This window comes from Roseateles aquae (assembly GCF_032337115.1).
GTDB classification, from domain to species: domain Bacteria; phylum Pseudomonadota; class Gammaproteobacteria; order Burkholderiales; family Burkholderiaceae_C; genus Roseateles_C; species Roseateles_C aquae.
The window spans coordinates 1164673-1185465 of record NZ_JAVXZY010000001.1; the positions used below are offsets into that span (position 1 = coordinate 1164673).

The 20793-nt window shown below is 66.8% G+C and carries 16 protein-coding genes and 3 pseudogenes; 7 read left to right on the plus strand and 12 right to left on the minus strand.

The window, feature by feature from the left end:
* Window positions 1-129: 129 nt before the first annotated feature.
* Window positions 130-252, minus strand: a complete 123-nt coding sequence (locus tag RQP53_RS05050) for a hypothetical protein (RefSeq protein WP_315649071.1) — start codon at window positions 250-252, stop codon at window positions 130-132.
* A gap of 675 nt (window positions 253-927) precedes the next feature.
* Between RQP53_RS05050 and RQP53_RS05055 the strand changes: the two genes are divergently transcribed.
* Window positions 928-1593 carry a hypothetical protein gene (locus RQP53_RS05055; protein WP_315649072.1) on the plus strand — a complete coding sequence of 222 codons (666 nt, stop codon included), beginning with the start codon at window positions 928-930 and terminating at the stop codon, window positions 1591-1593.
* A gap of 241 nt (window positions 1594-1834) precedes the next feature.
* Here the strand turns inward: RQP53_RS05055 and RQP53_RS05060 are convergent, their stop codons facing one another.
* The 3 genes from RQP53_RS05060 to RQP53_RS05070 form a co-directional block, all read right to left on the minus strand.
* A complete protein-coding gene (locus tag RQP53_RS05060) occupies window positions 1835-2833 on the minus strand; it encodes a thioredoxin family protein (RefSeq protein WP_315649074.1) in 999 nt (332 codons plus the stop codon).
* 185 nt (window positions 2834-3018) lie between these two features.
* Window positions 3019-4083 carry a hypothetical protein gene (locus tag RQP53_RS05065; protein ID WP_315649076.1) on the minus strand — a complete coding sequence of 355 codons (1065 nt, stop codon included), beginning with the start codon at window positions 4081-4083 and terminating at the stop codon, window positions 3019-3021.
* Between the two features lie 214 nt (window positions 4084-4297).
* Window positions 4298-5620 carry a hypothetical protein gene (locus tag RQP53_RS05070; protein WP_315649078.1) on the minus strand — a complete coding sequence of 441 codons (1323 nt, stop codon included), beginning with the start codon at window positions 5618-5620 and terminating at the stop codon, window positions 4298-4300.
* A gap of 603 nt (window positions 5621-6223) precedes the next feature.
* Here RQP53_RS05070 and gpmI point away from each other — a divergent pair.
* Entirely contained in the window at window positions 6224-7873 is a 1650-nt protein-coding gene (gene gpmI, locus RQP53_RS05075; protein WP_315649080.1) for a 2,3-bisphosphoglycerate-independent phosphoglycerate mutase, read from the plus strand.
* Between the two features lie 230 nt (window positions 7874-8103).
* Here gpmI and RQP53_RS05080 read toward each other — a convergent pair whose 3' ends face one another.
* Window positions 8104-8973, minus strand: a complete 870-nt coding sequence (locus RQP53_RS05080; RefSeq protein WP_315649082.1) for an ankyrin repeat domain-containing protein — start codon at window positions 8971-8973, stop codon at window positions 8104-8106.
* Between the two features lie 97 nt (window positions 8974-9070).
* A complete protein-coding gene (locus tag RQP53_RS05085; RefSeq protein WP_315649084.1) occupies window positions 9071-9598 on the minus strand; it encodes an NAD(P)H-dependent oxidoreductase in 528 nt (175 codons plus the stop codon).
* A gap of 57 nt (window positions 9599-9655) precedes the next feature.
* Between RQP53_RS05085 and RQP53_RS05090 the strand changes: the two genes are divergently transcribed.
* Together RQP53_RS05090 and RQP53_RS05095 are read left to right on the plus strand one after the other, a co-directional pair.
* Window positions 9656-10564 (plus strand): LysR family transcriptional regulator, encoded by a 909-nt coding sequence (locus tag RQP53_RS05090; protein ID WP_315649086.1) that lies wholly within the window; start codon window positions 9656-9658, stop codon window positions 10562-10564.
* 2 nt (window positions 10565-10566) lie between these two features.
* Window positions 10567-12003, plus strand: a complete 1437-nt coding sequence (locus tag RQP53_RS05095) for a lytic murein transglycosylase (RefSeq protein WP_315649087.1) — start codon at window positions 10567-10569, stop codon at window positions 12001-12003.
* 66 nt (window positions 12004-12069) lie between these two features.
* Here the strand turns inward: RQP53_RS05095 and RQP53_RS05100 are convergent, their stop codons facing one another.
* From RQP53_RS05100 to RQP53_RS05115, 4 genes and pseudogenes are all read right to left on the minus strand, one after another.
* On the minus strand, window positions 12070-12846 hold the full coding sequence (locus tag RQP53_RS05100) for a transporter substrate-binding domain-containing protein (RefSeq protein WP_315649089.1): 777 nt from the start codon (window positions 12844-12846) through the stop codon (window positions 12070-12072).
* A gap of 171 nt (window positions 12847-13017) precedes the next feature.
* The gene (locus RQP53_RS05105; RefSeq protein WP_315649091.1) at window positions 13018-13926 is read right to left on the minus strand and encodes a basic secretory protein-like protein; all 909 of its coding nucleotides are present in this window, start codon (window positions 13924-13926) and stop codon (window positions 13018-13020) included.
* 323 nt (window positions 13927-14249) lie between these two features.
* Window positions 14250-14969: pseudogene (locus RQP53_RS05110) on the minus strand (oxidoreductase dimerization domain-containing protein); the annotation flags it as partial.
* Window positions 14970-14998: 29 nt separating this feature from the next.
* The gene (locus RQP53_RS05115; RefSeq protein ID WP_315649093.1) at window positions 14999-16069 is read right to left on the minus strand and encodes a Kelch repeat-containing protein; all 1071 of its coding nucleotides are present in this window, start codon (window positions 16067-16069) and stop codon (window positions 14999-15001) included.
* 507 nt (window positions 16070-16576) lie between these two features.
* Here RQP53_RS05115 and RQP53_RS05120 point away from each other — a divergent pair.
* Window positions 16577-17092: a nuclear transport factor 2 family protein gene (locus RQP53_RS05120; RefSeq protein WP_315649095.1), complete on the plus strand. Its 516-nt coding sequence runs from the start codon at window positions 16577-16579 to the stop codon at window positions 17090-17092.
* Window positions 17089-17742: a hypothetical protein gene (locus tag RQP53_RS05125; RefSeq protein ID WP_315649097.1), complete on the plus strand. Its 654-nt coding sequence runs from the start codon at window positions 17089-17091 to the stop codon at window positions 17740-17742. Before RQP53_RS05120 ends, RQP53_RS05125 begins: the two co-directional genes overlap by 4 nt.
* A 377-nt stretch (window positions 17743-18119) precedes the next feature.
* Here RQP53_RS05125 and RQP53_RS05130 read toward each other — a convergent pair.
* Window positions 18120-18452, minus strand: a pseudogene (locus RQP53_RS05130) (IS91 family transposase); the annotation flags it as partial.
* 126 nt (window positions 18453-18578) lie between these two features.
* On the opposite strand from RQP53_RS05130, the pseudogene RQP53_RS24685 reads away from it, so the two are divergent.
* A pseudogene (locus tag RQP53_RS24685) lies at window positions 18579-18692 on the plus strand (transposase); the annotation flags it as partial.
* Between the two features lie 194 nt (window positions 18693-18886).
* Here the strand turns inward: RQP53_RS24685 and lpdA are convergent.
* Window positions 18887-20716: a dihydrolipoyl dehydrogenase gene (gene lpdA / locus RQP53_RS05135; RefSeq protein WP_315649099.1), complete on the minus strand. Its 1830-nt coding sequence runs from the start codon at window positions 20714-20716 to the stop codon at window positions 18887-18889.
* Window positions 20717-20793: the final 77 nt, after the last annotated feature.

Here is a 20793-nt window from a genome sequence, read left to right on the forward strand (position 1 = left end):
TCCTTCTGCGTTTTTTGCAATTAGGCAAACGAAGCGGCAATCTCGCTACTACCAGGCTTGGTAGGGTTGTTGGCACCATGCTGTAACCCGCGGCTGTTAGGGATTGCGCTGAGGCTGCACCTTCTCCTTTCAGCGCGCCTGCGGCGCACGCCCTTCCAGCAGCGGCAGCCAGGCAAGACTGCCCACCTTGAGCTGCTCAATCAGCTGCTTGACCGGCGGCACCTGGCGCAGTCCCCGACGCGCAAGCAGCAAAGCTCGCTGCGCCCCTCAGACAGCGGCTCGCCCCCACAGCGCAGATCGAGATCGAGATCGGCATCGCCCAGCCGCACCCCGCTGCGCACATGCTGCAACACATTCACCAGCGGCTTGCTGCGCAAGTCCAGCTGCCGTGCCAGCCCCTGCTGGCGGCCGGCCGCGCCTGGCATCGTCACCTCGCCACCAGACAGGCAGCGCCGGGCTCGACTGAGCCCGAAGAAAAATGCCGGTCGGTGCGCGTCACTATCCCGCTAGGACATTGCCGCTTGAGCAGTGGCAGGGCGAAGCGGGCGAGACCGCCCCCCTCACCGACCTGCTTCGCCTGGATTGACGGCCCCCGTCCATTCCCCCACCGCGCGCATAGCGCCCGAGGAGCCCGGCTGCGGAGCTCATCAAGACGCACTTTAACGCCGTTATCATCAGCACGCCTCGACACCTGAGGCGACACATTGAGAGGGAGCACCCATGAGAAACCTACAGTCCATCCGTAGCGCCGCGCAGACGGCGAGTGGCTTTGCCTTGGCAACGCTATTGGTCGCATGTGGCGGATCACCCGCCCCATTTGACGCCGACGCCTTCGGCAGGGATGTCGGCGGGGCGATTGTCAACTCATTCATCTGCGCGCTGGCAAATTGCAAGGCGTCTGGCGACGTGCCGATCCAGGACATCGCGATGAACTACACCGTTCGCCAATCCGCAGGTCAGCTGCTGATCCAAGTCCAGCTGCGCCAACAAAGCAAGTCCGCACCGCTGCAGCTCACCGGAGGCGATCGCCTGACTGTGGAGTTCGCCGGCAAGGTGACCGACCTCAAGGAAGACAGCGCCGGCAGCACGACCTTCGTCGCCAGCTTTGCTGCCAGCGCGGCCCAGCCCAGTGTCAAGGTGAGTTTTGTACGCACCGGCCAGAGCTACAGCAGCATGGCCACAGTGCCGCCACGCTTCGAAGTACTGAGCCCGAGCGCGGCAGTGGCGATGAACCGCCAAAGTGCAGACCTCGACGTCGTCCTTCAACTGCCGGCCGCCAGCACACCGAGCCTGGTCGGCACGACACATTGCGTGCTGCAGAGCGGCAGCGCATGGGACGGCTCGATTGCCCTGCCTTTTGAACGTGTGGACGGCAACAACAGCCAGCAGCGCCTGCGACTGCCAGCAGCAGCGCTGGCGCGCGCGGTCGACAACGCTTTCGCCCAGTCGACCAGCAAGCCACAGGCCTGCCGACTACAGCCCAGTTGGGTACTGATCCAGGACGGCGCCGCACCAGCCGGACTGCATGCCGCAGGCACGCGTCAGGCTCAGTTCGCAGCCGGTGTGACGATCGATTTCGACGCCAAGCCTTGAAGCAGCACGTCCGTCACTTGGAGGGCTGTAGTCTGAGGACCGGCCAGCAGCTGCCAATGCTGTCGCCAGCTGGTCGCCCCGCCCGCGGGGCAGTCGCACGGTCGCGCGCGGGCGCTTGCCAGCCCCCCACTTTTGCAATGCCACGAGTTTCCTGATCACGACGGGCGCGCAAGGTCTCAGCACGTCGACGCTGCGACTCAGGCTGATGGCAAGGGCAGCCCAATGATTCGAGCTCGACGAATCAGTCGAGCAGCTCGCGCTTGAGCGTCGCCTCGTCCCAATTGCCGTTGACGCGCTTGCTGAGCTTGCCCTTGTCGAACAGCAGATAGCTCGGCAGGCCGTTGATGCCCAGGCGCTTGGCCAGCGGGCTTTGGCCGACCGTCGTCCAGGGCTGCCAACTGCTTCGCACAAACACCGTGCCCTCGGAAGCAGCGCGGCTGGACAGGGCAGCAAACACCGGGTTGGCCTTGGCACAGTGGCCGCAGTTGGCATCAAAGCTGGTGAACTGCACGAGCACCCGCTGCTGCTCATGGCCTTCAAGCCAGGCCAGCAGGGCATCGGGCGCCACATCGACGATCCTGGGCGGGCCGGCCGGTGGCTCGGCGGCCGCGGCCGCCTGGGGTGGTGGTGGCAGCGCGGCCGACTTGGGTGCAGCCTGCTGCAGCGCGATCCAGGCCTGCAAAGGGCCCAGATCCAGCGAGGCCGACTGCACCAGCTTGACCGTGGAAACGGGGCGATCACCGAACTGCCCGACCCGGACGGCGGCCACGGCATCGGGCTTGTAGGCCATGAAATAGAGCCCGCGATTGCCAAAGCGATAGAGGTCCAGCTTCTTGCCCGTCATGTCCAGCTCTTTGCGCCAGGACATCGAACTGTCGGCCGTGCCATCCGGCGCCGCACAGGGCATCTCGCAAATGGTCAGCAACTCAAAGCCGCGCGCCTTCAGTTCGCCGGCATAGTGGCGCGCAATCAGCAAGGGGCTGTCATCGTTCTTGTGGTCGTATTGAATGACGCTGACCGCGCCCTCGTAGGGCAGCCGGTACTGGCTCTTGGTCTCGCCGCCGCTGCGCACCGGCGGCGAGATCGGCAGGCTGCCCTGCTCCAAGGGATTGATATGGCGTTGGTACTCGCTGGCCCGCGGATAGGGCGTCAGCGCAGACGGTGCCTGCGCCAAGGCAGACATGGCGCTCAGGGCGAGCAAGGAAAGCAGACCGCACAGCCGTGCGGCGTCAAAACTCAACATGGCATTCTTGAATGGATGAGGGAATGCTTGCGGCACCCCTGTGCCGCATGGCGGACAAAATCTTCTCACGCCAGGGGCCGCCCCCGGCCTCAGCCCGGCCATCTCAAGGTGACAGCTTGTTGCGCTGCGGTCCTGGCCCTGGCTTGAATCGCTGAAGCGCTTCGCGACCTGGCGCGCCCGACTCAGGACTGCGCACCCTTGAATTGGTAGCGGCCATCAAAGGGCGCATCACCCCAGGCACTGGCGCAGCCTTCCGCACTCAGGCGCACCGCGCCGGCAGCACGCTTGAGCGACAGCCGGCAGCTGCCATTGCTGGCGCTCCAGCCGCCGGGGGCGTCGGTCAATTGGCCGTCGCCGGCGCCGGCGCGCGCGCCACCCGCCTTGCTGGAAACCTTCAGCTCGAAGCGCCCATTGGCCATCACCAAGAGGCTGCGCTCGAAGTTGCGGTCGCTGCCGTCATAGAGGCCTGGCGTCGGTGTATTGATGTACTCGCCCGGCTCGGCCGAGCCGCCGGACTTCGCAGCGCCGGCATCGGCCAGCACCGGCGTGGGCGCCACCTTGCCGTCGGCACTGACGCCTGACACCCAGACCCGCATCGTGTCGTGCGGGTACTCCCAGGCATAGCCCATCTGCACAAACATCGAGCCAATGTAGAAGACGCCGCCGCCGTACATGAAGTTGCGCGCCACCGGGTCTGTCGGATAGGGCTGCTTGGGTGCGACCGGGCCGTCGTCACGCACCTGACCGGAATTCTTGTTGTAGTTGAACTTGACCGGCCAGGGGCTGCGCACCGTGGTGTAGCTGATGTCAAAGGCCAGATCGGTGGCGCACATGCGCAGCTTGTCGAACTTCTCGCTGCTGCGCTCGTCGGTCCACAGCGTGACCTGGTAGTCGACGCACTCATTCGGCGTGTTGCTTCGCGTCTCCCACTGGCCCAGGCTCTTGGCATGGCTGAGGATGCGGATCGCCACCTTGGGAAAGGCCGGCGGGTTCATATCGTCACGAACCGGATAGGCCTTGAACAGGTCCTTCAACTTGGTGTCGGTCAGCTTCTGGTAGCCGCCAGCGCTCTGCCCGTTCGCACCCGCTGCGTCTTGCTGGCCGACGCCGTTCTTGTTCAGCGCCTTCTTGACGCTGTTCATCAGCATCGAGCCGAAGCCACCCGAGTTTTCGCTTTGCGCCTGGCTGGGCAGGGCTGCGCCCAGGGGCAAGGCACAGAGCGCCAGCTTGAGGAATGCGGTCTTCATGAAAGGGCCTGTCGTTGGCGGAAAAAGTGTTTCCAGCCGCCTCTGTGCAAGGCAGCCGGGGCAAAAGTCCGCGCGATGATAGACGCGCAATATTCGCCATATGTTCGTTTCCTGTAACAGCCGCTACAACCAGCCGCCAGCACGGCGCCCTCCCCCCGGAGACAGGGGGGAGGGGTCAGGAAAGACCAGCCGGTGAACTTCGCGCCGCGGCTGCTTACTTGCCCGGCATAAAGCCCAGCATCCACGAGAAGTCCACCGGCTCCCAGTGGCTGCCGGGAATCACCGGCGGATAGACCGGCTTGCCGATCGACGGCCCCTTGCCAATCGGCCCACCGTTGCCACTGCCGGGCGGGTTCAGCGCCACATTGATGGCGGCATAGCCGTGGCAGGTGATGCAGGAGGCTTGCTGCGGCAGAACCTGCGCATTGAATTCAACGAAGGAATTGCCGAGCTTGCCTTTGCTCGCGATGGGCTGGTCGTACTGGGTCTGCGTGCCCACCAGGCGGTAGTTGCGGAACTCCGGCGCGAGGCCAAAGCGATCCATCAGATCGCTCAACTTCTTGGTCGCCGCCGTCGGCTGGCCGGTGCTGACCGGCGGATTGGAGCCCCAGGCATCGTTGCAGGCCGAGTACAGCGAGGGCTTGCAGCGATTGGGATTGGTCAGCGGCGATTGCGGCTCGAAGGTCGCCCACAGCCAGTTGGGATAGAGCTTGGACGAGATGTGCACGCCGACCAGCGCATAGCAAACCCCATCGATCTGCTGCACATAGACACCGGCCGGCTTCTTGTCGCTGCAGTTGAAGAAGCTCGCTGCATCGAGTGAACTGGCGGCAATCCAGTCAGCCTTGACCTCGACCGCCTCCTTCGGGAAGTCCAGCGGCTTGCCGGTGGCAGCGATATAGCTGGCCTGCCCGGTGCGCGTGGTCAAGTTGACGCCCGGCTTGCCACCCGGCGGCGCGGTGACAAAGGCGGCCTCGGCAGCGTTCACATAGACCTCTTCGCAAAACTGCGGCGTGGCGCTCAGATTGCCCGGCACAAAGGGCAGCAGCGATTTAGGCGTCTGGCTGGAGGCCGTGGTCATCGCCTGGCAGCCGGGCAGGCCCCCGGCGGCTTGAGGTGTCGCGCTTGATGCGGGCGCGGCGTGGGCCAGCTTGCCGCGGGTGGCCAGCAGGCTGATCGCATGGCTGAAGCGCTTCTTCTCCTCGCCGCTCTTGCAGCCTGGCGCGCCCGGCTGCAGCCAGCACGTCTGCTCGGTCCAGGTTTCCCAGTTGAGCTTTTTGCCTGCCGGCGTATTGACGCTGCAATGCGCGGCCACAAACAGCTGCCAGGCCGTCTCCTCCTGGCTGCCGGCGGGCTGCTTGGGCGGGCTGCAGTCCAGGGCGGCTGCCGCGGCGCCAGAAGCCGCGCCAGCCGGCTGCGCGGGCGCAGCCGATGCGGCCAAGGCAGTGGCCGCGACCAGCAGCAGGCCGGCGCCAGGCATGGCGGCCGAGCGCCACGCGGCAGCAATGGGCGCGAGCGAAGGGTTGAGGTCTTGCATCGATGTTCTCCCTGGTGATGAAGGCGCCTGATATGCGCAACGCCGCCCTGCCCGTTCAAGCGTGGCGAGGCCGCGGCGAGCGACTGCAGCGCCAGCAGTCGCCGATGCCCGACAAGCGCATCCGCAGGCACAGACTTGCACAGCCCCACCACGCCGAAACCTGCAAACCCTGACAGGGCCGGGCCCAGCGCCGAGGCTTCTTGCCGCCGCAGCATCAATGCCCTGCAAGGCCCGCCCCGGGCGTTAGCCCTTCGCCAGGCGGCACGGCGCGCCAGTGCAGGCCCTCACGGGCTGATGCCAAACTGATGCGCCCTGATGCTGCATTGCCCACATCCCCGCCGCGCCATCGCTCGACAAGCGCGGCAATTCAGAGCTAGCCGCATCGCGGCGCCTCGTCACTCGCTGACGCCGCCGCTAGCCCACGCCAGCACACCACCACGCCGCAGGCCACGAGACCGAGGTCCACCGAACAGAGCCGCCCCAGCCAGGTACAGCACATTACAGGCTCGAAGCACCTCGGCAAGCACGCACAATACGGCCCAGCGCATCGCGGCCGCGGTGCGAACGCGCCGGTCTGGCGCGCCTCCTCTTCAGAACATCGCCATGCTGCAAAAGAATCAAGCTCTTTCCCAAGTTGCCGCCGCCATCGGTCCGGTGGTGGTGGTTGTGATGGACGGCTACGGCCTCTCGAAAACCGATGCCGGCAGCGCCATTGCCGCGGCCAACAAGCCGACGCTGGACCGCCTGTTCGCCGAGCATCCGAACATCCGCCTGCGCGCCCACGGCACGGCGGTTGGCATGCCGTCTGACGAAGACATGGGCAATTCCGAGGTCGGCCACAACGCGCTGGGCGCCGGCCAGGTCTATGCGCAGGGCGCCGCCCTGGTGGCGAATTCGATCGCCACCGGTGAGATCTGGCAGGGCCAGGCCTGGCAGGAGATCGCCACGGCAGCCAAGAGCGCCACGCTGCACTGCATCGGCCTGCTGTCCGACGGCAATGTGCACAGCCATATCGATCACCTGAAGGCGCTGGTCACGCAGGCCAAGGCCGAGGGCATCGCCACGGTGCGCATCCATGCCTTGATCGACGGCCGCGATGTGCCCGAGACCAGCGCGCTGGACTATGTCGTGCCCTTCGAGGCCTTTCTGGCCGAGCTGAGCACCGATGGCTTTGACGCCCGCATCGCCTCCGGCGGCGGCCGACAGTCCATCACCATGGACCGTTATGACGCCAACTGGCCCATGGTCGAACGCGGCTGGAAAACCCATGTGCTGGGCCAGGGCCCGCAGTTCGCGAACGCCACCGCTGCCATCGAGGGCCTGCGCCAGCAGCACCCGGGTGTGATCGATCAGGACCTGCCCGAGTTCGTCATCGCCGAAAACGGCCAGCCCATCGGCACTATCGAGGACGGCGATGCCGTCGTGCTGTTCAACTTCCGCGGTGACCGCGCCATCGAGATCACCCGTGCGTTCGAAGAAGGCGCCGGCTTCGACAAGTTCGACCGTGTCCGCGCCCCCAGGGTCAGCTATGCCGGCATGCTGCAGTACGACGGCGATCTGAAGCTGCCGGCGCGCTTTCTGGTCGCGCCGCCGGCGATCCGCAACACCTCGGGCGAATGGTTCAGCAGGCTCGGCGTGACGCAATTCGCCTGCTCGGAAACGCAGAAGTTCGGCCACGTCACCTACTTCTGGAACGGCAACCGCTCCAGCAAGTTCGAGGGCGAGACTTACCTGGAAGTGCCCAGCGATGTCGTGCCCTTCGAGCAGCGCCCGTGGATGAAATCGGCCGAGATTGCCGACGCGATGATTGCCGCGCTGCAAAGCGGCCGGCACAAGATCCTGCGCTGCAATTTCGCTAACGGCGATATGGTGGGCCACACCGGCAACTTCCACGCGGCCATGATGTCCATCGAGGCGGTCGATCTGGCGCTGGGCCGCCTGCTCAAGGCGGTGGATGCCGCCGGCGGCGTGGCCCTGATCACCGCCGACCACGGCAATGCCGACGAAATGTATGAATTGGACAAGAAGACCGGCCAACCCTCGCTGAACAAGGACGGCAGCTTCAAGGCCAAGACCGCCCACACGTTGAACCCGGTGCCGCTGATCCTCTACCACCGCATTGCCGGCCTGCAGCTCGGCTTGAAGCAGACCGAGACCGCCGGCCTGTCCAACGTTGCCGCGACGACCGCTGCGCTGCTGGGCTATGACAAGCACGCCGATTGGGACGAGAGCCTGCTGAGCACCGCGGATTGAGGCTGGCAGCGAGCCAAGGCGATTGGGGCGTGCACGAGGCGCCCATTCAAGCGTGCAGCGTGTCGTCAGGCGCCCTGCCACAGCGGGCATGCCGCATGCGCCGGCTCGATGCTGGTGCAGGCTGGGCAGGCCCTCGTTGGCTGCTTCAGCCTTACCCTGGTGTCGATTGAATCACCCTGGCTTGCTGCGGCGGGACCAGCTACACCACACTGTTGAGGCACCCACGGGCCTCAGGACTTTCCGCTCCGCAACCGATCCTTGCCCGGTCGGGCGGGGGCGCCGGCGGCGCGCAGCACAGCCGCCAGCTCGGCGTGCCCTTCGCGGTTGGCGATTTCCAACGGAGAGTCGTCGGTCTGACCGGTGCGACGCAGGTCTGCGCCCTGCTCGATCAGGCGCCGCGCCATGGCCGTCTGGCCAAAATAGCTGGCCCAGTTCAGCGCGTGATCACCATACCTGTCGCCCTCATTGACCGCGGCGCCGGCGCGCAGCAGCGCGTCGACGATGCGCGGGTTGCCGTGGCGGCTGGCCTCCATCAGGGGCGTGCTCTGATAGCAGCTCTTGGTGTGCGTGTTGGCATTGGCCCCGGCCTGCAGCAGCACGTCGACCAGTTCGGCATGTTGCCAACGCACCGCCAGCGCCAGTGCCGTGTAGCCTGAATCGGCGCCCAGATCCGGCGCAACGCCGGCGCCAAGCAGTTGGCGCACGGCAGCCGTACGCCCCAGATGAGCCAGCAGGCGCAGCAGACCGGCCTGCAGGGCCGGCGCAGCCGCAGGAGCAACTGGCCGCGGCGTGACGTCTCCCGCCAGCAGCGCTGTCACATAGTCTTGCTGCGCAGTGCCCTCGACACTGCGCTGCAGTGCTTGCTCCAATAGCAGTTGCGCCGCCGCAGGCTGCTCGCGTTCGATCGCGTAGTCCAGCGCGTCATAGCCGTCGGCGTCCCGCTGCCACAGATCCTGCCCTAGAGCTGCGGCGCGCTTGATCAGGTCCACATCGCCCGTTTGCGCGGCCTGCCAGAGCTCGGCGGGCGTCGGCGGCTGGGCCCGGGCAGCGCCTAGCGAAACCAGGCCCGCCAACAGCAGGGCAGCGGCTTTGTGCAGCATCGTCGATCTCCTTGTGGGTGCCATGCCGGCCACTGTGGCCGAGCCCGGTGAATGTAAAGCCTTGCCATGCCGCCAAAGCTGCGGACCAGAGCCTGCCTCAGTCCTCCCCGCTCAGGCGTGCCAGCAAGCGCTCGGCCGACTGCCTCAGCGCCTCGTCATCACGCTGGCGCACGCCATCGAGAACGAACAGCGCCTGATAGCGCATGCCCAACATCGCCGCCGTGCGCTGCAAGGGCTTCATCAATTCGCTGAGGCTGTATTCATTGAAGCCGCCAGCCTGGTAGTCGTCAGCGCTGGCGCCGGTACTGAGTGCCTGCAACCAGTCCTTGCCTTTGAGCGTTTCGACACCCGGCCCGTAGGCCCAACCAAAGGTCAGCACCTCGTCCATCCACAGCTTCATCAAGGGCGGCACCGAGTACCAGTAAAGCGGGTGCATGAAAACGATGCGCTCGTGGCTCACCAGCAGTTGCTGCTCGCGTTCAATGTCGATGCGCCAGTCAGGATAGCGCTCGTAGAGGCGGTTGATCGTCAGGCCGGGCGCGTGGCTCAGGCGCTCGAGCCAGGCGCGCTGAACGCGCGAGCGTTCGGGCTGTGGATGAAAGGCTTGGATAAGGGTCTTTTTCATGTCGGGAACGATAGCCAGCCGCGCCCGCGCCGACCGCCAATAGGCTCCAATACGCCTATGAATGCTGTTCATACCCGGCCCCTCGATCTGCGCCTGCTGCAATGGCTGGACCTGCTGCTGCAGGAGGCCAACGTCAGCCGCGCCGCGCTGCGCGCCGATGTCACGCAATCGGCGATGAGCCATGCGCTGCGCCGGCTGCGCGCGCACTTCGACGACCCACTCTTGGTGCGCGCCGGCCGTGGCATGAAGCTCAGCGCCCGGGGTCAGGCCTTGCGCGGGCCGCTGCGCGAGGCGCTGCAGCAACTGCACCGCGTCGCCGAGGCGCAGGAGGCTTTCAATCCCGCCCAGGGCGCGCACCAGTTCCATCTGGTCATGCCCGACTATGGCGACATCGTGCTCGCACCGCCCTTGCAGCGCCGCCTGGCCCGGCTGGCACCGCAATCCAGCCTGCACTGCCAGCCCGGCAGCGACCCCGACCCACTGGCCCTGCTGGCCCGCGCCGATCTGCTGATTGGGCGCTTTGCGCAGGCACCGCAAAGCCTGCATCAGCGGGTGCTCTGGAACGAGGACTTTGTCGTCATCGCCAGCCGCAGCCATCCGCGGCTGCAAGGAACGGCGCTGAACCTCGACGCTTATGTCGCCGAAGCCCATGTCCAGGTGCGCTTGACGGGGCTGGGCCGCGGCGCCGTCGATCAGGCGCTGGCCGAACGCGGCCTCGCGCGCCATATCGCCTGCAGCTTCGGCCAGTTCGCCAGCGCCGCACGGCTGGTGGCCCAAAGTGAGTTGCTGTGCACGCTGCCCAGGCGGGTCGCCCGCGTGCTGGCCGAGGACGCGCCGCTCAGCCAGCACGAACTGCCACTGCCCGTGCCCAGCTACCAGGTGCTGATGCTGTGGAGCCCCGCGCTGCACCGCGAGCCACGCCACCAATGGCTGCGCGAACAGGTGCTGGCGGCGCTGCGCGATTGAGCATGCCGTCTGGCGCCACCTTTGAAGCCACGGACAATGTGCCGATGATCCCGTCGTTCTCCGCCATCACAAGGCTGCAACACCGCCCTGCACGCCAGGCCCTGAGCCTGCTGCTGCTGGCCCTGGCCGGCTGCGCCAGCGCGCCGCCACCGGTCGCGCCACCCGCCCCCGCCGTGAAGGCGGCTCTGCCAGGCCCGGCCAGCGCAGCCCCCACGTCAGCCGCACCGCCGCCGAGCCCCGCAAGCCCCGCCGTCACCGATCTCAGCGCCGAAGTGCTGCAGGCTCGCTGCCTGGCCTGGGCGCAGGGTTTCCGCCCCGAGGCACGTGCCGCCGGCATCAGCGAGGCGGTGCTCGATGCCGCCTTCGGCCCGCTGCAATGCCTGCCCCGGGTGCTGACGCTGGACCGCAGCCAGCCCGAGTTCACGCGGCCCATCTGGGCCTATCTGGACAGCGCCGTGAGCGCCTATCGCATCAAGCAAGGTCTGGCGCGGCTGGCCGACCCGGCGGCTCGTGAAGCGCTGGAGCAGGCCAGCACCCGCTATGCCATCCCCGTGCCCCTGCTCGCCGCGTTCTGGGGCTTGGAGAGCGATTTCGGCCGCGATTCGGGCAGCGTGCCGGTGATCGACGCACTGGTGACGCTGGCGGTGGACGGCCGCCGCGAAGCGATGGCGCGGCGCGAGCTGCTGGCCGCGCTGCGCATCCTGCAGGCCGGCGATGCCGACCGCGCCCGCCTGCTCGGTTCCTGGGCCGGCGCGATGGGCCAGACCCAGTTCATGCCCAGCAGCTTTCTGAGCGACGCGCAGGACGGCGATGGCGACGGCCGGCGCGACATCTGGACCAGCCTGCCCGATGTGATGGCCTCGACGGCCAACTATCTGAGCCGGCGCGGCTGGCGCCCCGACGAGCCCTGGGGCCAGGAAGTGCTGCTGCCAGCAGGCTTTGACCCGCTGCGCGCCGACGCCTCGCTGAAGCAGAGCAGCGCCGCCTGGACCGCCGAGGGCCTGCGGCCCGCAGACCCGTCTGGCGAATCGCTGGCGCCGATGCGTGAAGCCTGGGTGCTGCTGCCCGCCGGCAGCCGCGGCCCGGCCTTTCTGGTCGGTCATAACTGGCAGGTGATACGGCGCTACAACGCGTCCGACAGCTACGCGCTGGCCATCGGGCTGCTCAGCGAGCGGCTCGCCGGCCGCAGCGATGGCGTGCGCGCCGCCTGGCCCCGCGAGCTGCAGCCGCTCAGCCGCACGCAGATACAGGCCATGCAGCGCGCACTGACCGAACAGGGCTTTGCGCCCGGCGCTGCCGATGGCGTGTTCGGCCCCGCCACCCGCGCCGCGCTGCGCGCCTGGCAGCAGCGCGAGGGACTGCCGGCGGATGGCTTTCCAAGCCAGGCGCTGCTGCCACGGCTGATGCCGCAAGAAGCTGCCGCAGCCACCGCGCCTTGAGTCCGCCCTGAGCCTCGACCGCAAGATCTTGCCGCCCTGGTGTCCTGTCCCCTGAGCGGTCAAGCCTCAGGGTGCAAGCGTCGGCGCCAAGTCGATGGTTTTCAAGCCCTCATCCAATGCCTCCAGCCATGCGCGATCCAGCTGGCGTTGGCACATCAGGTGCCGCGTCGGCGATTCCGCCATGCCTGGCAATTGCACGATCTCAAGCGCCGCTGCTGCAGGTCCGAGATCCTTCAACAACTGCGTGGCCTGATCCATATCGCTGAACATGTACTCGGCATGACCGCGCAGCAGCATGTGGATCTGCCGCGCCGGCGGGGCGGCGACACGCAGCACGCCACCACCGCGACGCTTCAGCCAGGCATCCAGCTGCGGCCCATAGGAGGCGCCATCGGTCAGCAGCAGGCGCTGGCCGGGGTCTTCGATCAAGGCCTGCGCACTCTCGTGGCGCCGCATCTTTGCGGCAGCCGTGCGCGTCGCCACAAACACCGACGGCGACTCGCGATAGATCGGGCTGGAAAACCACGCAGCCGCCTCGCGCTCGGCGGTCTTGAACACGCCGATCAGGCAGATCGGCTCGCCGCTGTCGAGGATGTCGTGCACCGAGCGCTTCAAGGGAGCCGCAACCATGGGCGGCAGCGGCAACTCCGCCGGCCAGGCCTTGCGCACACGCTCGATCAGGCGGCCCGCCGCACGCCCTTGGCCATCGGTGAACATCATCGGCGGAATGTCGAAATAGTGCAGCTCGCGCGGCGGCTCGGCCCGCCCGCGCTGGCACAGCAGCAAGCTGATCACTGTCAGCCAGGCGAACAGTGCAGTTCGGGTGACGGCAATTCGGTGCACGACATCAATAGCGCATCAAAAGCCCGAGTTTGCACCTTTGGCGGCGTCTGGGCAGCCCCACAAGACGGCGACATCGGCCAGCACCGCTGACTGCTCTGGTCCAAGACGTCCTACCCTTGCCTGCTCAGCATTCCTCGCGCTTGGCCACCACAGCCTCGCGCGGGCCCGAAGTCACTCGATGATCAGCGATGAGATCGCGCGATCAAACCGGGCCTCCAGGATGCTTGCGTCAGCGCTCAGCACCAGTGCCGCGCCACTGAAGTGCTCATGCTGATAGGCCGTCAGCTTGTAGCCCGGTGGCACACGGACCGAGCGGATGCTGTCGTTACTGATCTCCAGGTTCAGCAAATCCGCCATGTCATAGCGCCCCTTCTCCAACAGGATGGCCGGACCCTCAAAGCCCGGTTCGGTATAGAACGCCAGGCCGGTACTGGCCGGTGGTACATAGGGCTGGCCACTGTGGGCGGACCACAACTCCGCCAGCGACTTGCCCGTCAGTTCGGACCACACGCTGCTGCGATAGACCACGCCTTGCATGGCACCGACTTGCAAGGCCACGGCAACCGGTTCCTTGCCCTGCCGGTAGTTTGTGTCGACCCAATTGAAGAATTGGGCCGCCGTGCCATAGCCATCGGTGTAGCGGTCGTTCGCGGCTACCACGGTGGGCAGGGCCCAGCCGATGTCCTGGTTATAGCGCCCGAGGCGATTGCGTACCCAGTCCGCCGTGCCCTCGATGATCCAGCCTGGGGGCACTTTGTGTTGTTGGCCCTGGATGATGTGTGTCAACTCGTGAACGGCGACATCGATGTCTCGCTGCATCCGCTGCAGGTAGATCGTTGAGTAGTAGACCGTCGTCCCGCCCTGAACCCAGGCCGGTGGCTTGTCCCGCTGATCAACAAAGCTATAGGTCACCTCCTTGGGTGCCTCAGTCTTCAGCAGCGCCGCCATCGCCGGGTAGACCTCGTAGAAGGTGCAAACCATTTTCTCTAGCTGTGCCGGATTGACCCGCGCTGCGTTGACGATATGGAGCGTCAGCGGGCTGGACGCACCGCATGCCGGTCGGGCCAGCTGCGGTGTCATATCGGGCTGCGCCACTGGCGCTGCCGAATCTGGCGCGCTGCCCGACCCGCCACCGCAAGCCAGCAGCAATAGCGCAGCGGTCCCGGCCGCCAGATGGCCAGCCCCCGCTCGCCCCCGAACCGCGCAGGCCGCCATCCGTCTTTCCTCCATGCCGAATCCCCTTGTGTAATGAGCGGCGCAGATTCTGTGCCGGACGGGGCGAACTCTGGAGCCGGCGCGAACAACGTCGCATCAAATGCGGCTTGAGGGCGCAGCTGATGCGACTTTCTGGCCAAGGAGCAAGACGTCGCCCCGGACACCTGCTCCTGCGCGGCGCCTTGTTTTCACGGTGCTGAGCGGTGGCAACCCTTCCGTTGCGGCGGCACAGCCGCACGGGAACGACGCGCCGGCTCGGCCGCCATGACTATGCTTTCGCCCAGTGTCGGGTGCGGGTGGATGATCTTGCCGATGTCCACCGCGTCGGCGCCCATCTCGATGGCCAGGGCGATCTCGCCGATCATGTCGCCGGCGTGGGGGCCGACGACGTGGTGCGTCTCCGCATCGAGCAGCAGCTTGGCGAAGCCCTCATCGCGGCCATTGGCCATGGCACATCCGGAAGCTGCCCAGGGGAACAGGCCCTTCTTGACCTGGAGCCTTGGCCTGCCCTGGGGCAGGCCGACCCAGGCGACTGCGGGCTCGGTGTAGGCGACGCTTGGGATCACGCGGGCGTCGAACTGGCTCTTGGCCAGCTTGGCGTCGCCCAACAGTTCACCGGCAATCACTTCGGCGGCCACATGGGCCTCGTGCACCGCCTTGTGCGCCAGCATGGCGCCGGCCGACGATGTCGCCGATGACGAAGGTCTTGGCCACATGGCTGCGCATCTGCACGTCGACGTTGATGAAGCCGCGGTCGGTCACCGCGACACCAGCCTTGTCGGCAGTGAACTTCTTGCCAGGGGGCGTGCGGCACGCCGCCTGCAGCACCGGGTCGCAGGGGCCTGGCCGATGAACAGCACCGTGAGGCTTGCGGGTGTGCCCTCGGCGCCAACGGCCTCGGTTCTCACATGAGTTTGCCAAGCCGCCACTGGCGCGGCTACTGAGGCACCGCTTCGGCATTCTCAGGGCGGGCTTGCAGGCTGAGGCGATCCAGGCGCGGGCTGGTTTGTGTCAGGCCCGGCTGGCGCGCGCCGCCAATGGCGTAGAGTTGGCCGTTCAGACTCAGCACGCCCAGGCCGTGGCGTGGCTCGGGCATCTCTCCGATCACCTGCCAACGGTCACCACCCAGTGCGCGACATTGCACCTGGCTCAGCATGCCGCCACCGTTGTCGGCAGTTTCGCCACCGATGCTGCAGATCAGCTCCTGGCCCGGACGGCCCAACAAGCCCACGCCATGGGCGGCCTGGGCGAAAGCCAACGGCGCTTCGGCCTGCCAGCGGCCAGTGACAGCATCGAATCGATGGACACTGCGCAGATTGGCGCCGTTGTACTGACGGCCACCAATGAGCCAGGCCTGTTCGCCCGCCGCCAGGGCGGCCGCACTGCTCTTGATCTCCGGCCCGTCGGCCAGGGCATGCCAGCGATCCCGCTGCGCTTCATAGACCCAGTGCCAGGCCACATCGCGATGGTCACCCCACTGCGCATTGGCCTCGCCGCGCGGGCTACGGCCACTGACCAGATGGATCTGGCCCTGCTTCACAAAGGCGGTCGATTCGGTCAGGGCCTGTGGCAGAGCGCCCAGGCGCTGCCAGCGCGCACTGCCGTCGTCCAGGCGCAATACCTCGCGGCTGGCGCACCAGTCGCCGCTGTCACAACGCACAAAGCCACCGATCAAGTACAGGCTCTTGCCCAGGCTGAGCAACTGCGCATGATGTCGCCCCTCGGGCAGCGCCGGCCCCAAGCTCCAGCGGCCGCTGCTCGGGTCGTAGATCTGCAGCGCGTTGCTGAGGTGGCCTTGCTCAGCCGGCAGTTCGCTGCTCAAACCGCCGGCGACGATCAGGCGGCTGCCATGGACGACCGGATAGATCTCCTGCACACCGATGGGCATGGGCGCCAGCGTTTCCCAGCGCAGAGGATTCGCCTCGACAGTGCTGGCTTGGGCCTGGCTGCAACTCAACGCCAGACCTGCCCATAGGGCCTGCAGGCCTCGCAATCGACGTGGTTTCATGGCGGCTCCCTCTGGCTGATACGCAACAAATCATTGGATTAGGGCGCTGGCAGCAGACTCGCTGCAGCGCCGGGCGCGCGTAGCCTAGCGCAAGGCGAGGCGTCGGTGGCCAGGAAAACGGACTGCCTCCATAGGCCTGTGCGCGCTGCAGAACTTTGCCGGCCGGTGCCAATGCAGGGCACTGGCAGTTGGGCCATCGCGTCTGCTCACAATGCAGCCGTGACCGCAAAGCCAAGCGCGTGACGCAATACAGTGCCCCGAGAAAGCTTCCCGTCCGGGGCTTTACTCAAGGCTCTTTTCGCGTTAAGTATGAATGCTCTGGAAACAGCCGAAAGCAAGCACAGAGGCACAGAGGCACAGAGGCACGGAGTCACGGAGAAAAACAAGTCGAAACCTTGTCTTCCCTGTGAATCCCTCCGTGCCTCCGCACCTCTGTGCTTGCGTTTCGAGTGTTGGTTGCCGAGCATCAACTAACGCGCAAAGAGCTCTTTTTTCGAGGACGCCGCCATGCCCTTACCCCTTGCCCGCTCATGGGCCACCCTGGCGCTTGCCGCCTTGGCCGCTGCTTCCGCACCGGCCCAGGAGAGAACCCAGAACCCGGCCCAGACCACGGCCCGGACCGGCCCCCTGTTCGACGAGCTGGCCCGCATGGACCAGGCCCTGTTCGACGCGGCCTTCGTGCGCTGCGACGCGGCGGGCTTCCGGGCCCTGTTCACCGAGGACGCGGAGTTCTATCACGACCGCACCGGCGCCGCCGTCGGTGAGGCGGCCCGCAGCATGCGCTCCTGCCCACGCGACCAGGGCGTCAGCCGCCGCCTGGTACCCGGCAGCCTGGAGGTCTATCCGATGCAGGGCTACGGGGCGATCCAGATCGGCCGGCACGTCTTCACCCGCCAGGGCGAGCCCGGCGCGGAGGAGGCCAAGTTCGTCCACCTCTGGAAGCAGGAGCAGGGCAGCTGGCGCCTGGCCCGCGTGCTGAGCTTCGATCACCGGCCGGCCGCCGCCGCCGGCAAGTCGGAATGAGCACGCGGCGGTTGGCGCGCCGCCGCCTGATCGCTCTGGCCGTGCTGGGCGCCGGTCTGCGGGCGGGGGCGGCCGAGGCGCCCGGGGCATCGAGCGTCGAGGCCTATGCCCGGACCCTGTTTCGCGACGCCGAGGTGCAGCTGCTGTCGACCGACGAGGGGGCGCCAACGCGGCGCCGGGTCTTCGGCGTGGCGCTCGGACCCGGCGAGGGCAGCCGCCAGGGCCGCGTCTTCGTGCTGGAGCGGCTTCCCGGTGGCGGCCTGAGAGAGCTGGCACGCTCCCAGGCCTTTGACTTCGCGGACGCCAGCGGCCGGACAGACTTCGAGATCGTCGAGGCCCAGTCGGATCGACGCTTCTCGCTGCAGATCAACAGCCGCTCCGCCTGCGGCGTCCATGTCACGGTCTACCGTTTCGCGCAGCTCGAGGCCGGCACCTGGGTGCTGGCCGGGATGGACACCCGCACGCCGACCTGCGGCCGCAATGGCGAGCTGGAGCTGGCGGCCACGCGCTCGACCAACTTCCTGACCGGCCAGCACATCGAGCAGGCCTATCGCAACGACAAGCCGGCGAAGCGGACCGTCAAGCAACTCGCCTTCCCGCCGTTCCCGCTGGCCGGGTTCGAACCGTTCGACAGCCGGCACAATCCCTGAGGCGTGTGCTGCGCCAGGGGCGTCGCGCTCAGCGCGATGCGGGCGGGCTCCGTGCCGTCGGCGCTCAGGTGCAGGCGGCCCGGGCCCTTGAGCGCCAATCGCGCGCTGGCTGCCGAGGAAGCGGTCCATCGGATCGCCTTTGACGGTCAGCCAGACCCGGCGCTGCAGCACGTGCAGCTCGACCGGGCCCTACGGATAGGATATTCAACCGAATGAGGAAAACTGTGGCACGGCTTTTGGGCTTCGAAACACGTTCGGCCAAGGCAGGTTGAGCGCTCGCTTGCCGCTCAATGGTGAGCGCTTGGGTGCAATAGGCGTTTGGGTCTGGCGCGCACGCCAGTAGTCCCCCGGCCAATCAAAGCCGCTCCCTTGCTCAGTCACCAATTGATGCGCTGGTCAACTTCGCAGTCGGTTGCAGGTTCTTGCCGCCAGATCCCAATCCGGCTCGCCTTGCACACCCTCATCCACCGGCGCGCCGCCGCCTTCCCACGGTGGTGGACCGTGTGCCGGGGCGATGTGCGACGGCTCGGTCTCCACCCCGATGTGTTCCAGTATTTGCCGAATGTCGGCGCCGGAAGTGATGAAACCGATGATTCGCATCTGCCCGCCACAGATGGGGTACAGCAGCGGGAGCACTTCGTAGCTGCGGGGGCGATCAGCGCCGCCCACAGCCCGTGTGCCCGGCGCATGGGCAGCGCCACCTGCGTCGGCTCAGCCAGGGTTAGAGCGCGTCGCCTGCACCGATCCTGCCCTCGCCCCCCGCTTCAAAACAGTTGTCGCCCCGGTCGATCCAAAACAGGGGCCGGCGATGAAGGACGACAGCGGCAAGGTACGGACAAGCATTCAAGGACCAGGCTGTCGCACGCATGCAGCTGCCTGAAAGCGCGCCAGTGCAAGAAGTGGCGCGGGAGGTGGGGGTTGGCGTGAGCACGCTGGAACGTTGGCACAGCGAGGCTCGGGCACAAGCGCCGAGCAAAAAGGTTTGGACGGCTGTGGGGCGGCTTGTAGAGCCTGGGCTTGGAATTTGCGGGCATAAACGCCGTGCACATACACAGCATTCTGCGGCGATTGTTTGGAGACGCAAGGCAAAAAGCCCCGGACAGTTTCCCGTCCGGGGCTTGGGTCTTGCCAGCGTTGTAGCGGACTACTTCCTTGCCGGCGGCACATCCGTGCAGGAGCCATGCGCCACTTCCGCCGCCATGCCGATGCTTTCGCCCAGCGTCGGGTGCGGGTGGATGGTCTTGCCGATGTCCACCGCATCGGCGCCCATCTCGATGGCCAGGGCGATCTCGCCGATCATGTCGCCAGCGTGGGTGCCGACAATGCCGCCGCCGAGGATCTTGCCGTGGCCGTGGGCTTCGGGACTGTCGTCAAACAGCAGCTTGGTGAAGCCTTCGTCGCGGCCGTTGGCGATGGCGCGACCCGACGCCGCCCAGGGGAACAGACCCTTCTTGACCTTGATGCCTTGGGCCTTGGCCTGGTCTTCGGTCAGGCCCACCCAGGCGACTTCGGGGTCGGTGTAGGCAACGCTCGGGATCACGCGGGCGTCGAACTGGCTCTTGGCCAGCTTGGCATCGCCCAACAGTTCACCGGCAATCACTTCGGCGGCCACATGGGCCTCGTGCACCGCCTTGTGCGCCAGCATGGGCTGGCCGACGATGTCGCCGATGGCGAAGATATTGGCCACATTGGTGCGCATCTGCACGTCGACGTTGATGAAGCCGCGGTCGGTCACGGCCACGCCGGCTTTGTCAGCAGCGATCTTCTTGCCATTGGGCGTACGGCCGACGGCCTGCAGCACCAGGTCGTAGACGCCTTCGCTCTTCGTGCCATCCAGGCCCTCGAACTGCACCTTGATGCCCTCGGGCGTGGCCTCGGCGCCGACGGTCTTGGTCTTCAACATGATCTTGTCGAAGCGCGGCTTGTTCATCTTTTCCCAGACCTTGACCAGGTCGCGGTCGGCGCCCTGCATCAGGCCGTCGAGCATCTCGACGACATCCAGCCGTGCGCCCAGCGTCGAGTAGACCGTGCCCATTTCCAGGCCGATGATGCCGCCGCCGATGATCAGCATCTTCTTGGGCATGCCCTTCAGCTGCAGCGCGCCGGTGGAGTCGACGATGCGATCATCCTGCGGCAGGAAGGGCAGGCGCACCGCGGCCGAGCCGGCAGCGATGATGGCCTTCTTGAAGCGAACGACCTTGCTCGTGCCGGTCTTCTCCTGCGCGGTGCCGGTGGTCTCTTCGACGCTCAGGTGGTAGGGGTCGATGAAGCTGCCGTAGCCGCGCACGACGGTCACCTTGCGCATCTTGGCCATGCCGGCCAGACCGGTGGTCAGCTTGGCGATGACCTTTTCCTTGTGGCCGCGCAGCTTGTCGATATTGACCGTGGGCGCGCCGAAGTCGACGCCCAGATCGGCCATGTGCGAGACCTCGTCCATCACCGCCGCCACATGCAGCAGCGCCTTGGACGGGATGCAGCCGACGTTCAGGCAGACGCCGCCCAGCGTCGCATAACGCTCCACCAGCACGACCTTCAGGCCGAGGTCAGCCGCGCGGAAGGCGGCCGAATAACCGCCAGGGCCACCACCCAGCACCAGCACATCGGCCTCGATGTCGGCGGCACCGCTGTAGCTGCCGGCGGGCAGCGGGGCGGCTGCGACTGGGGCAGGTGCCGGTGCGGCTTGCGCGGCCACCGGCGCGGCGGCGGCAGGCGCAGCGGGCGCAGGCGCGGCAGCACCTTCGCTTTCCAGCAGCAGCAGGAGCGTGCCCTGGTTGACCTTGTCGCCCAGGCTGACCTTCAGCTCCTTGACCACGCCCGCGTGCGAGGAGGGAATCTCCATCGAGGCCTTGTCGCTCTCGACGGTGATCAGGCTCTGCTCGGCCTTCACCGTGTCGCCGGCCTTGACCAGCAGCTCGATGATGGCCACGTCCTTGAAGTCGCCGATGTCCGGGACCTTGACTTCTACCAATGCCATGTCTGTCTCCAATTCTCGAGGCGCCGGGATGATGGCATGCCTCGGATGATCAAGCGACGCCCGCGGATCCGGCTCTG

Coding starts and splice junctions, on each gene's coding strand:
- RQP53_RS05080 (WP_315649082.1), bottom strand. CDS start 8,973: ATGCTGCACAAAGCCGCTGCCCTGCTGTTGGCGGGCCTGGTTTCGCTA.
- RQP53_RS05120 (WP_315649095.1), top strand. CDS start 16,577: ATGCCCTTACCCCTTGCCCGCTCATGGGCCACCCTGGCGCTTGCCGCC.
- RQP53_RS05070 (WP_315649078.1), bottom strand. CDS start 5,620: ATGCAAGACCTCAACCCTTCGCTCGCGCCCATTGCTGCCGCGTGGCGC.
- RQP53_RS05065 (WP_315649076.1), bottom strand. CDS start 4,083: ATGAAGACCGCATTCCTCAAGCTGGCGCTCTGTGCCTTGCCCCTGGGC.
- RQP53_RS05115 (WP_315649093.1), bottom strand. CDS start 16,069: ATGAAACCACGTCGATTGCGAGGCCTGCAGGCCCTATGGGCAGGTCTG.
- RQP53_RS05105 (WP_315649091.1), bottom strand. CDS start 13,926: ATGACACCGCAGCTGGCCCGACCGGCATGCGGTGCGTCCAGCCCGCTG.
- RQP53_RS05125 (WP_315649097.1), top strand. CDS start 17,089: ATGAGCACGCGGCGGTTGGCGCGCCGCCGCCTGATCGCTCTGGCCGTG.
- RQP53_RS05090 (WP_315649086.1), top strand. CDS start 9,656: ATGAATGCTGTTCATACCCGGCCCCTCGATCTGCGCCTGCTGCAATGG.
- RQP53_RS05095 (WP_315649087.1), top strand. CDS start 10,567: ATGCCGTCTGGCGCCACCTTTGAAGCCACGGACAATGTGCCGATGATC.
- RQP53_RS05085 (WP_315649084.1), bottom strand. CDS start 9,598: ATGAAAAAGACCCTTATCCAAGCCTTTCATCCACAGCCCGAACGCTCG.
- gpmI (WP_315649080.1), top strand. CDS start 6,224: ATGCTGCAAAAGAATCAAGCTCTTTCCCAAGTTGCCGCCGCCATCGGT.
- RQP53_RS05055 (WP_315649072.1), top strand. CDS start 928: ATGAACTACACCGTTCGCCAATCCGCAGGTCAGCTGCTGATCCAAGTC.
- lpdA (WP_315649099.1), bottom strand. CDS start 20,716: ATGGCATTGGTAGAAGTCAAGGTCCCGGACATCGGCGACTTCAAGGAC.